The organism is Bradyrhizobium sp. USDA 3262, from assembly GCF_054060035.1.
This window is the reverse complement of the sequence record NZ_JBSSCT010000001.1, coordinates 749,811-761,617: the sequence shown is the minus strand read 5'-3', so window position 1 is coordinate 761,617 and position 11,807 is coordinate 749,811. Positions and strand designations below refer to the sequence as shown.

Annotated in this window: 11 protein-coding genes; 6 read left to right on the top strand and 5 right to left on the bottom strand. The window is 64.9% G+C overall.

Annotation, left to right across the window (positions count from 1 at the left end):
• The first annotated feature begins 82 nt into the window (after positions 1-82).
• Both ACVWYP_RS03570 and ACVWYP_RS03565 read left to right on the top strand, forming a co-directional pair.
• Complete coding sequence (locus tag ACVWYP_RS03570; RefSeq protein WP_304497765.1) at positions 83-1,039, top strand: DMT family transporter; 957 nt, start codon at positions 83-85, stop codon at positions 1,037-1,039.
• Positions 1,040-1,157: 118 nt separating this feature from the next.
• Positions 1,158-1,346 carry a hypothetical protein gene (locus ACVWYP_RS03565; protein WP_038387623.1) on the top strand — a complete coding sequence of 63 codons (189 nt, stop codon included), beginning with the start codon at positions 1,158-1,160 and terminating at the stop codon, positions 1,344-1,346.
• A 230-nt stretch (positions 1,347-1,576) separates the two neighbouring features.
• Here the strand turns inward: ACVWYP_RS03565 and ACVWYP_RS03560 are convergent, their stop codons facing one another.
• Positions 1,577-2,452 (bottom strand): sulfurtransferase, encoded by an 876-nt coding sequence (locus ACVWYP_RS03560; protein WP_304497764.1) that lies wholly within the window; start codon positions 2,450-2,452, stop codon positions 1,577-1,579.
• Between the two features lie 259 nt (positions 2,453-2,711).
• Here ACVWYP_RS03560 and ispG point away from each other — a divergent pair, with 259 nt between their 5' ends.
• From ispG to ACVWYP_RS03545, 3 genes are all read left to right on the top strand, one after another.
• Complete coding sequence (gene ispG, locus ACVWYP_RS03555) at positions 2,712-4,001, top strand: flavodoxin-dependent (E)-4-hydroxy-3-methylbut-2-enyl-diphosphate synthase (protein ID WP_304497763.1); 1,290 nt, start codon at positions 2,712-2,714, stop codon at positions 3,999-4,001.
• A 266-nt stretch (positions 4,002-4,267) separates the two neighbouring features.
• Complete coding sequence (locus ACVWYP_RS03550; RefSeq protein WP_304497762.1) at positions 4,268-5,161, top strand: TauD/TfdA dioxygenase family protein; 894 nt, start codon at positions 4,268-4,270, stop codon at positions 5,159-5,161.
• Between the two features lie 174 nt (positions 5,162-5,335).
• Positions 5,336-6,676 (top strand): Rieske 2Fe-2S domain-containing protein, encoded by a 1,341-nt coding sequence (locus ACVWYP_RS03545; protein WP_304497761.1) that lies wholly within the window; start codon positions 5,336-5,338, stop codon positions 6,674-6,676.
• Between the two features lie 334 nt (positions 6,677-7,010).
• On the opposite strand, the gene ACVWYP_RS03540 is transcribed toward ACVWYP_RS03545, so the two are convergent.
• Positions 7,011-8,618, bottom strand: coding sequence for a Na+/H+ antiporter (locus ACVWYP_RS03540; RefSeq protein WP_304497760.1), 1,608 nt, complete (start codon positions 8,616-8,618; stop codon positions 7,011-7,013).
• 103 nt (positions 8,619-8,721) lie between these two features.
• Positions 8,722-9,096 (bottom strand): nuclear transport factor 2 family protein, encoded by a 375-nt coding sequence (locus tag ACVWYP_RS03535; protein WP_304497759.1) that lies wholly within the window; start codon positions 9,094-9,096, stop codon positions 8,722-8,724.
• Positions 9,097-9,299: 203 nt separating this feature from the next.
• On the opposite strand from ACVWYP_RS03535, the gene ACVWYP_RS03530 reads away from it, so the two are divergent.
• Positions 9,300-9,734 (top strand): GFA family protein, encoded by a 435-nt coding sequence (locus ACVWYP_RS03530; RefSeq protein WP_304497758.1) that lies wholly within the window; start codon positions 9,300-9,302, stop codon positions 9,732-9,734.
• 78 nt (positions 9,735-9,812) lie between these two features.
• Here the strand turns inward: ACVWYP_RS03530 and ACVWYP_RS03525 are convergent, their stop codons facing one another.
• Positions 9,813-10,493, bottom strand: coding sequence for a DUF1345 domain-containing protein (locus tag ACVWYP_RS03525; protein ID WP_304497757.1), 681 nt, complete (start codon positions 10,491-10,493; stop codon positions 9,813-9,815).
• A 257-nt stretch (positions 10,494-10,750) separates the two neighbouring features.
• Positions 10,751-11,671 carry a polyprenyl synthetase family protein gene (locus ACVWYP_RS03520; RefSeq protein WP_028343566.1) on the bottom strand — a complete coding sequence of 307 codons (921 nt, stop codon included), beginning with the start codon at positions 11,669-11,671 and terminating at the stop codon, positions 10,751-10,753.
• Positions 11,672-11,807: the final 136 nt, after the last annotated feature.

Genomic DNA, 11,807 nt, shown 5'->3' with positions numbered 1-11,807 from the left:
CCAACCCTCTCCCCGCAAGAGCGGGGCGAGGGAGCCCAACCGGCAATTAACAACACGGCACCAAGCCGGCCCGCGAGGAAACATGTCGACCCAAGCGATCTCCGCCAGCGTCACGAGGCCCGTCAGCGTCGGGCACGGGCTGCCGCCCGGCGCCATCGCCGTGATGCTGATGCTGTGCGTGAGCTGGGGCTTCAACCAGCTTGCGGTGAAACTCGCGCTGCCCGACGTGCCGCCGATGTTGCAGGCGTTGATCCGCTCCGCCGGCGCGCTGCCGGTGATGCTGATCGTCGGCCACCTGCGTGGCGTCAAATTCTTCGAGCGCGACGGCACCCTCGTGCCCGGCATCATCGCCGGATTGATGTTCGGCTGCGAGTTCGTGCTGATCTTCACCGGCCTCGTCTTCACCTCGGCCTCGCGTGCCTCGGTGTTCCTCTACACCGCGCCGTTCTTCGTCGCGCTCGGCTCGCACCAGTTCCTCGGCGAGCGTCTCTCGACCGTGCAGTGGAGCGGGCTTGCGCTGAGCTTTGCCGGCGTCGCGCTCGCGATCGGCGTGCCGCAGCCGAACGTCGATGCCAAGGTGCTGCTCGGCGACCTCATGGTGGTCGGCGGCGGCGCGCTGTGGGCGGCAACCACGCTGGTCGCCAAGGGCACACAGCTGCGCAAGGCCGCGCCGGAAAAGGCGCTCGGCTACCAGGTCGCGATCTCGATTCCGATCCTCGGCTTCGCCGCCTGGATCGCGGGCGAGCGCATCGAGCATGTGCCGAGCGCGCTGTCGATCTCGCTGCTCGCCTATCAGGCGGTCTGGGTGGTGGGCTGCACGTTTGTCATCTGGTTTGCGATGGTGAAAACCTACTCCGCGAGCAAGCTGTCCGCCTTCACCTTCGTCACGCCGCTGTTCGGCGTCGTCGCGGCCTATTTCATCATGCACGACACCCTGACGGCGGTGTTCGGCGTCGCCGCGCTGCTGGTGATCGCGGGGCTCTATCTCGTCAACAAGCCCGACCCGAAGGTGACGCCGGATCCCAATGTGCCGGCGTGAGAGCGCGGCACATCATTGGCGGCGAATGAGGCCGCTTGATGCGGTGTTGATCTACATCAACACTGCCACCGATACTCCGTGAACCCTCCCATGGGAGGAAGGCCGTGGAGGCGCGCTGATGCCAATCGATGCCACCGATGCAATTGAAGCCGGAATTCGCTCCGCGTTCACCGCATACTCCAAGGAGGATGATCCGGACTGGCGGAGCGCGTGCTGGATCAAGCCGGATGAGTGCTCCCACCTCGCACGGAGCATCCTGAAAGAATTGGCGGCCCGAGGCCTTGAGATCGTCAAGAAGCCGGCTTGATCGCCCGCGCCACCGGGCCGCTGCGACAAAAGCTGACGCCTTAGTGGCAGGTGTCCTCTCGTAAGCGCGCCAAACATTCAGCGTCGTCCTGGCGAAGGCCAGGACCCATTACCCCAACTGTCGGTTGTCGCGCGATGCTGGGGCCGCTTTCCCGTTCGCAAGCAAATTCGGTGGTCATGGGTCCCGGCCTACGCCGGGACGACGTGAGGAGAGAGCCCCGCTTCTTTCCACTAACCCCTTTCGATCGGCAGAGACTCATCCTTCGCCCATTCGCCCATCGAGCCGTCATAGAGCGTGAGATTGTCGTAGCCGAGCCGATGCAGCTGGAACAGATCGATGGTCGCGGAGATGCCGCCGCCGCAATAGGCGACGACGCGCTTGTCCCTGGTGATGCCTTGCGCAGCAAACGTTGCTTCGGCCTCCTCAAGCGGCACGAACGTCTTGTGCTTCGGATCGATCAAGGTCGCCGCCGGCACGCTGACGCTGCCGGGGATGCGGCCGGGCCGGCCGTAACGGCTCGGCTCCAGTCCCTTGTAGAATTGCGGGCCGAGCGCGTTGACGATGACGGTGTCGCCCTCCGTGGTCGCGGCGAGCACGTCATGCTTGTCGACGAACATGCCGTCCTTCGGCCGTGCCGGAAACGTCGCCGGCGGATAGCCGCCGGCGAGTCCGGTCTCGATGTCGCGTCCTTCGGCGGTCCATTTGTCGATGCCGCCGTCGAGCACCGCGGCACCCTCGAAGCCGAGCGAGCGCAGCATCCACCAGAACCGCGTCGCCCACATTGCGGTGCCGATCGAATAGAGCACGACGCGGCTGCCCGCCGAGATGCCGTGGCGGCCGAACGCGGCTTCGAGCTGCGCGACCGGGGGCATCATGAAGCGCAGATGGGTATGGGCATCCGAGAACTCGGCCTGCAAATCCAGGAAATTCGCGCCCGGGATGTGGCCGGCCTCGAACGTCTGGCGGCCCGAGACGACAATATAGGGAACGTTGCTGCCGGCGGGGGCCGGCTCCAGATAGGTCGTGCAGTCGAACAGGCGAAGGTCCGGCCGGTTCAGGATCTCGGCAAGTTCCGCCGTGGTGATCAGCTCGCTGTGGCCGGCCATTTCACGTCCTCCCGGAATGATCTTAAGGCAATGCTAAGATGCGCCAGATCACATGAAAAGCTGTCACTTTGCCCTTTGATTCACCCCAATCCGGCCCAATATAGCTGATCATGCAGGACGCCGCTGCATGGCTTGCGTTTGGCCTCAATCGGCGCCATAAGCTGTTGAATTCACTCCGAAACATGATCGTTTGGTCCGCCGCGCGCGAGGCCCATCGCCCCCTTGGTGAATGTCACCAAAACCTGATATTCGAGACGCCATGAACAAGCCCGAGATTTTGCCGCAAGACGACGTCGCCGGCCCCGCGCCGCGGCACCAAACCACGCAGGTCATGGTCGGCAACGTCGCCGTCGGCGGCGGTGCGCCGATCGTCGTGCAGTCGATGACCAACACCGACACCGCCGATGTCGACGGCACCATCGCCCAGGTCGCCGCGCTCTCCCGCGCCGGCTCCGAGATGGTGCGCATCACGGTCGACCGCGAGGAAGCCGCCGCTGCGGTGCCGCACATCCGTGACGGCCTGCGCAAGCGCGGCATCACCACGCCGCTGATCGGCGACTTCCACTATATCGGCCACAAGCTGCTCGCCGAATATCCGGCCTGCGCCGAGGCGCTCGACAAGTACCGCATCAATCCCGGCAATGTCGGCTTCAAGAACAAGCGCGACACGCAGTTCGCCGACATCATCGAGATTGCCAACAAGAACAACAAGCCGGTGCGCATCGGCGCCAATTGGGGCTCGCTCGACCAGGAGCTGCTCACCAAGCTGATGGACGAGAACACGGCGTCTGCCAATCCGCGCGACGCGCGTGCGGTGACGCGCGAGGCGATGGTGCAGTCGGCGTTGCTGTCGGCGGCGCGCGCCCAAGAGCTCGGCATGCCGAAGAACAAGATCATCCTGTCGGCCAAGGTGTCGGCCGTGCAGGACCTGATCGCGGTCTATCAGGAAGTCGTGCGCCGCTCGGATTATGCGATCCATCTCGGCCTCACCGAGGCCGGCATGGGCTCGAAGGGCATCGTGGCCTCCTCGGCCGCGCTCGGCATCCTGCTGCAGCAGGGCATCGGCGACACCATCCGCATCTCGCTGACGCCGGAGCCCGGCGGCGATCGCACGCTGGAAGTGCAGGTCGCGCAGGAATTGCTGCAGACCATGGGCTTCCGCACCTTCGTGCCGCTGGTTGCGGCCTGTCCGGGCTGCGGCCGCACCACCTCGACCACGTTCCAGGAGCTGGCGCGCTCGATTCAGGATTTCATCCGCGACGAGATGCCGGCCTGGAAGACCAAGTATCCGGGCGTCGAAGAGCTCAACGTCGCGGTGATGGGCTGCATCGTCAACGGCCCCGGCGAATCCAAGCACGCCAATATCGGCATCTCGCTGCCCGGCACCGGCGAAGCGCCGGCTGCGCCTGTGTTCGTCGACGGCAAGAAGTTCCGCACCCTGCGCGGTCCCGGCATCGCCGCCGACTTCAAGGCACTGGTGATCGAGTATATCGACCAGCGCTACGGCAACGGCGCCAAGCTGCCGGAGCAGGCCGGCGCCGAGGAGTAATTTCACTCCGCGCGTAACCCACACACGCGTGACCCATACTCAGTGTCGTCCCGGCGAAAGCCGGGACCCATAACCCCAGGCCGTGGTTATGGCGCGAGATGCGGGTTACCAGCCTTCGCAAAAACCCGACCCTGTGGTTATGGGTCCCGGATCTGCGCTCCGCTTCGCTACGCTTGTCCGGGACGACGGATATGCTTGCGGCGCGGATTGCGCTTCGCTTCATCCGGGCTACGATGGTCAGAACAAGAACCATCGGGAGAACGCCCATGAGCTCGCTGTCCGGCAAGCAAGGTCCGCGCTACCGCCACCTCGCCGACCAATCCGAGCCCTATGAGACCATCGGCGTCGAGAAGCTGACGCCGATCATCGGCGCGGAGATTTCCGGCGTCGATATCGGCAAGCTCGTGGGCGACGATGCGCGCTCCAACCGCCAGATGGACGAGATCCATCGCGCGCTCGCCGAAAACCTCGTCATCTTCTTCCGCGACCAGCACATCAGCCCCGACGAGCACCTCGCCTTCGGCCGCAAGTTCGGCGAGCTGCACGTGCACCCCGCCGCGCCCAATGAGGGCGATCCGGCGCTGATGAAGATCTACGCCGACAAGGATAGCCCGCGCGCCAATGGCGAGGGCTGGCACACCGACGTGTCCTGCGACCTCGAGCCGCCGATGGGCTCGATCCTCTACATCAAGCAATGCCCGCCGCGCGGCGGCGACACCTTGTTCGCCAACATGTACGCCGCCTATGAGGCGCTGTCGGACCGCATGAAGGCCTATCTCGACGGGCTGACCGCGCTGCATGACGGCGAGCAGACTTATCGTGGCCTGTACGCCAATTATGGCGTCGCCGACAAACGGGAATATCCCCGCGCCGAGCATCCGGTGGTCCGCACCCACCCGGTGACCGGCAAGAAATCGCTCTATGTCAATCGCGGCTTCACCCGCTTCATCGTCGGCATCCCGCGCGACGAAAGCGACGCCATGCTGGCTTATCTCTACCAGCACGCCGAGAACCCGCTGTTCCAGTGCCGCTTCCGCTGGACCGAGAACGCGATCGCGTTCTGGGACAACCGCTGCGCCCAGCATCGCGCGATGTGGGACTACTGGCCGCACACCCGCTCCGGCACCCGCGTCACCGTGAAGGGAGAGCGGCCGGTGTGAGGATTGCGTGGTGCGTAGGATGGGTAGAGCCAACGGGTCCGCGCAACGCGCGGCCCGATGATAAACTCCGCGAAACCCATCGTCTCATCGTGCGGCTCAAAAAGTTGATGGGTATCGCTTCGCTCCACCCATCCTACGAACTACGAACTGAAAAAAGCCATCGGGAGACCGCCCATGCTTCGCGCCGAAGACAACATATTCCTCACCGAATCCGGTGAGGGGACCGGCATGGGCGAATTGCTGCGGCGGTTCTGGATTCCGGTGCTGCTGTCGGAGGAGCTGCCGGAGCCGGACAGCGATCCGAAGAAGATCGTGGTGATGGGCGAGGAGCTGCTCGCCTTCCGCGACACCAGAGGCGTGGTCGGCGTCATCGACCAGTACTGCCCGCATCGTGGCGCCAATCTCTGGCTCGGCCGCAACGAGGAATGCGGCATCCGCTGCGTCTATCACGGCTGGAAGTTCGACACCGACGGCCGCTGCGTCGACATGCCGACGTCGTATCCCGACCTCAACGCAAAGGACCTGATCCGGATCAAGTCCTATCCGGTGCGCGAATGGGGCGACATGATCTGGGCCTATATGGGCCCGGCCGATGCGATGCCCGAACTGCCGGCGCTCGAGATGGCGCTGCTGCCGGCCTCGCACCGCTTCGTCACCAAGAAGTGGCAGGACTGCAACTGGGTGCAGGCGGTGGAAGGCTCGATCGACACCGCGCATTTCACCTTCGCGCATCTCTCCTTCGAGAAGGAGGAGAACGAGATCCTCGACATCAAGAAGCATTTCGTGAACCCGCTGACGCGGGTCGCGACCGATCACATGCGCTGGATCGCAGAGGATCCGCGCCCGGTGATCAAGATCAATCCGCATGAGGCGGGCCTCACGGTGGCCGGCGGACGGCTCGCCGGCAGCGACAATATCTACTGGCGCATCGCCCAGTTCCTGATGCCGTTCCACAGCTACGCGCCGAGCTCGATGCCGGGCGAGAACATGTTCGGCCAGACCTTCGTGCCGGTCACCGACACCAATTGCTGGATCTACACCTATGCGTGGAATCCGCACCGGCCGCTGACCGACGCCGAGCGCGAAGGCTACGCCAACGGCAACGGCGTGATGGCTGTGGTCGACGAGAACTACGTGCCGCTGCGCAACAAGGCAAACGACTATCTGATCGACCGCAAGCTGCAGCGGACCAAGAGCTACACCGGCATCAAGGGCGTTTCCGAACAGGACGCCGCGGTGCAGGACAGCCAGGGCCCGATCGCCGATCGCACCCGCGAGCATCTCGGCCCGACCGATCTCGGCATCATGCATTTCCGCAAGCTGGTGATGGAGGCGGCCCGCGCGCTGCAAAAGGGCGAGGCGCCGCCGCATGCTCAGCATCAGGACCGCTACACCGTGCGCTCCGGCGCCTGCGTCACCAGCAAGACCAAGGACCTCACCGCCGTGATGATCGAGCGGTTCGGCGATCCCGCCGGCTTCGTCGGCGGTCCCGGCCAGAACGCCGCGGCGGAATGATCTGTCGTCCCTGCGAAAGCAGGGACCTATAACCACCGACGCGAATTGTAGGAGCACGCTGTCGCTCCAACCTTCGCCAAACCGGCAACGGTGGTTATGGGTCCCGGGTCAAGCCCGGGACGACGTGTGGAGAAAGCGGCGCCTCACATTCAGTGTCGTCCCTGCGAAAGCAGGGACCCATAACCACGGTTGGAAATTGTTGGAATGGGCTGTGGCCGCAACCTGGTCGAATAACATCGATCGGTGGTTATGGGTCCCGGGTCGCGCTTCCGCCTTCGCACGTTGAGCTACGGCGGACGAGTCGCTTGCCCGAGACGACGTGGGATGGAGTTCGCTACAACGGAATCCTGCGATACTCGCGGTTGGCGAGGCTGGCCTCCTCGAGGTCGAGGTCGCGCTCGATGCGCCGCCTGGTCTCGTCGGTGATTTTGCCGTCGTGCAGCAGCATATGGATGAACTTGCGCTCGGAGGCGATCAGCTCCCGCGTCAGCTCGGTGCCGGTGGCGGAGACGTCGTGGGTGTCGGGATTGAGCGAGTCGGGCAGCTGGTTGATGCGGATCTCGTGCCGCGAGCGCAAGAGCTTGATCACCTCGTCGGAAAGCTCGCGGTCGTCGGTGATGGCATCGAGCGACTTCAGCGCGGCGTTCAGCGCCTCGCGCCGCGCCGCGATCTCCTGCTCGTGCTCGGCGATGTGCTCGCTGCGCCCGTCCTTGGCGAGGCCGAGCCAGCGCACCACCGGCGGCAAAGTGAGACCGAGCCCGACCAGCGTCACGAAGATCACGCCGAAGGCGACGAACAGGATCAGGTCGCGATACGGGAAGGCGTCCCCGTTCGGCAATGTCAGAGGCAGCGCCAGCGCCGCGGCGAGCGAGACGGCGCCGCGCACGCCGGTGAAGGCCACCACGAACACCGCCCGCCACGATGGCAGCGGATCGCGCTCGCTCACGCGCCGGCTGATCCAGCGCGGCAGATAGGTGCCGGGAAACACCCAGACGAAGCGCGCGACGATCACGATGACGGCGACCAGTACGGTGGCAGTAAGGATGTCGTGCAGCGGAAACGACTTCGACTTCTCGTACAGCGAGCGCATCTGGAAGCCGGTCAAGAGGAACAGCAGGCCCTCGATCAGATAGATGATCAGGTCCCAGAAGAAGATGCCCTGCAGGCGCGTCGCGGCCGAGATCAACAGCGGCCCGTTCCAGCTCATGTAGAGGCCGCAGGCGACGGTCGCGATCACGCCGCTGCCGCCGAAATGCTCCGGGATCCAGTAGGCGAGATAAGGCGTGATCAGCGACAGCGTGATCTCGACCTGCGGATCGCGGGCGCGGCGGCGGGCGCGCAGGCTGAGCCAGCCGACCGCGGTGCCGAACGCGATCTCGCCGGCGACGATGACGAGGAAGGTGCCGGTCGCCTTCGGCAGCGAGAACAGCCCGGTGGTGATCGCGGCGAGCGCGAAGCGGTAGAGGATCAGCGCGGTCGCGTCATTGGCGAGCCCTTCGCCCTCGAGCACCACCAGGATGCGCCGTGGCATGCCGAGCTTGCGGGCGATCGCCAGCGGCGCGACCACGTCCGGCGGCGCGACGATGGCGCCGAGCAGGAAGCCGATGCTCCAGGGCAGGCCGATCAGATAATGGGTCGCGGTTGCGACCATGAAGGCGGTGAAGATCACGCAGCCGACCGACAGCAGGATGATCGGCCGCAGGTTGGCCTTGAACTCGCGCCAGCTCATCGCGACGCTCGCCGAATAGATCAGCGGCGGCAGCACCACCAGCAGCACCAGCTCAGGCGGCAGTTCCAGCGACGGCATGCCCGGCACGAAGGCGAGCACGATGCCGACCAGCAGCAGCAGGATCGCGGGCGCGATATCGGTCCGCCGCGCCACCAGGGCGGTTCCCGCCAGCACGCCGAGCAAAGTGAGAAAAATCTGAAACTTGGCTTCCATAACGGGCTCAATTCGCCCGGAAACCACCGCCAGTCAATGCGGTCCGGCCGGAGCCGGACCGCGGGGGCGTGTCACAAAGCCGTCGCGCGCCGCGCCCGGTCGATCAATCCCTGAGGTCGTAGCGGTACGACTTCGAGACGATCTGCCAGCCGTCGGCGAGCTTCATCGCCACCATATAGTCGGTGAAATAGCGCGGCGGCAGCTGGCAGCGCACCTTGATGAAGGCGGTGTTGTCGTCGGAGCGGTCGATGGTGACGATAAAATCCTCGCGCGGCTTGCCTTCGGCCTTCGCCGAGGTGCGCTTGCGCACCAGGGCAAGCCAGTCCGGCACGGTCAGGACCTTCAGCTCGCCCTTCTCCACCCAGCGCAAATCGGCGCTCGGATGAAAGGCCTCGGCGAGCTTGTCGGCATTGCTCTCGTAGAGACCGTCGAAATAGGTTTGCACGACGCTTTCGACGCTGGATCGATCTTGGCTCATTGGTTGGTCCTCCCGGCAGGATTGGATCGGCTGGAGCGTTTTCGAGCGAAGCGGGTGCCCGTTCGTGTGAAGAAAACGCGTCAAAGCTCGAATCTGGAGCCCCCCGTTCCGATTCAATTTGAACGGAAAGGGCTTTAGGATTTAGCCATGAACCGCCGGATTGCGCCATGGCCGGCGACAAAATTCTGCGTGAGGGATGAGTTGTGACCGCATCTGCATATTCGAACGAACATATCCTGACCGGCGAATGCTTCTGCCGCGACGTGCGCTACGAGGTGGCCGACGCGTTTGCCTATGCGCTCAATTGTCACTGCTCGAACTGCCGGCGCACCACGGGATCGGCGTTCAAGCCGTTCGCGGGAATCGCGCGCGACAAATTCACCGTGGTCAGCGGCGCTGATGGGCTCCTGATCTATGGCGATGAGCTCACCCACGACGCGCATTGCGGCCGCTGCGGCTCGCTGCTCTATTCGCAGGTCCGCGGCGGCGCCTATGTCCATGTGGCGATGGGCACGCTGCGCGATGCGCCGGCGATCCGGCCGACCGCCCACATCTTCGTCGGCTCCAAGGCGCCGTGGTACGCGATATCGGACGATCTGCCGCAATATCAGCAGCACGTGACGCAAGGCGGGGAATAAATTCGCGCGACGTCATCGGCGTGCTGCTTGTACTCCTTGCCGACCGCCTTGCGGACGCCATCTCATCAGGCGGCGCGGCTAGATCGCGCTCGCGGCGATGTTCACCATCAGGGCGAGCAGCGCGGTGTTGAACACGAACGAGATGATGCCGTGCACGGTCGCGGTGCGGCGGATGATCTTGTCGGTGATGCCGACGTCGGAGACCTGCGCCGTCATGCCGATCACGAACGAGAAATAGACGAAGTCCCAGTAATCGGCGTCGACATGTTCCTCGCCGCTCGGAAACTGCAATCCGCCGGGCGTCTTGCCGCGATAATACTCATGGGCGTAGTGCAGCGCGAACGCGGTGTGCACCAAGGCCCATGACAGCGTGATGGTGACGATTGCCAGCGCCAGTCCGGCCGGGCTGCCCTTGGATGCACCGAGCTCGAACACGATAGCCGCAAGGCTCGCCAGCGCGCCGAACGCGGTCAGCAGCAGGATCAGGAAACGGCCATCGTCCTGCAGCATGGCGCTTCGCTTGATATGGGCGACGCCACAGCGCAGCATCATCACATAGGCGAGCACGAGATAGAGCGCTGTGAAGGCATCCCAGCCCGCGAGCAGGCGCGTGACGATGCGCGGTGCTCCCGGCACCAGCAGCGCAGCCAGGATGCCGAAAGCGATCGAGCCGAACGTGCGCGGCCGGCCCACGACGACGCGGACCGGCAGCGGCAGCTTGCGGAAGCGAACAAGGCGGTCGTCGATCTCCCTGTTCATGTCGCGCAGTGCCTTCGGCTAGAGCCTGATGAGATTAGGTTGAGCTGGAGCGGCGTCGAAAGTTCACCTCTCCCTTGGGAGAGGTCGATTTGCGCAGCAAATCGGGTGAGGGGTTACGGTCCATCGAGAGAGCAAAAGCCCTCACCCGGATTGCACTGGACGATGCTTCGCATCGCCAGGCGCAATCCGACCTCTCCCCAACGGGGAGAGGTGAACCGAGACCGCGCCAAGCCGATTCAACCAAGACTCATCCCGCTTTAGTTCTTGCGCTCGGCGACGAAGCGGGCGGCCGCGCGCAGCACGTCGCCGCGGTCGCCGAAAACCGACAGCGCGGCATCGGCGCGCGCCAGGAGATCGCGGACGCGCTGCTTGGCGCCGTCGATGCCGAGCTGGGTGACGAAGGTGGTCTTGCCCAGCGCGGCGTCAGCGCCGGCCGGCTTGCCGAGCGCGGCAGCATCGCCCTCGACGTCGAGCAAATCGTCGGCGATCTGGAAGGCTTCGCCGAGCGCTTTGCCGTAATCGTCGAGCGCCTGGTATTCCTTCTGCGAGGACTGGCCGAGGATCGCGCCGGCGATGCAGCCGAAGCGGAGCAGCGCGCCGGTCTTCATCTGCTGCACGCGCGCGACGTCGACCGGCTCGCGGTCGCCGAAGCGGCCTTCGCCGGCGAGGTCGAGGATCTGGCCGCCGGCCATGCCGCCGATGCCGGAGGCGCGCGCAAGCGCGCGGGTCAAGGCCAGGCGCACCTGGGCGTCCTTGTGGATCGCATCGCGGGTAATGATGTCGAAGGCAATCGTCAGCAGCGCGTCGCCAGCGAGGATCGCGGTGGCGTCGTCATAGGCCTTGTGCAGGGTCGGGCGGCCGCGGCGCAGATCGGAATTGTCCATCGCCGGCAGGTCGTCGTGGATCAGTGAGTAGCAGTGGATGCATTCGAGCGCGGCGCCGACCAGCAGGGCGGCTTCGCGCGGGATGCCGAACACCGCCGCGCTCTCGACCACGAGGAACGGCCGCAGCCGCTTGCCGCCGCCGAGGCTCGAATAGCGCATCGCCTCGATCAGCCGCTTCGGGCGCACGATCTCGTCGCTTTCGGTCGCGTCGGACAGCAGTTTCGCGAGCAGGGCTTCGGTATCCTCCGCGGTCTGGTCCAGCCGCTTGGAAAACTCTGCAGTACCGGTCGTCATTAAGAATTGCTCCAGATCGATTTTCGGCGGGACAATCGTTGATGGCATCGGCTTCGTCAATTCCTGCCCTGCGACGGAATGCGCCTTAAAAGTGCTGGAAAAACCGTGAATTATCCCGCAGACGTCGACGGCGCCG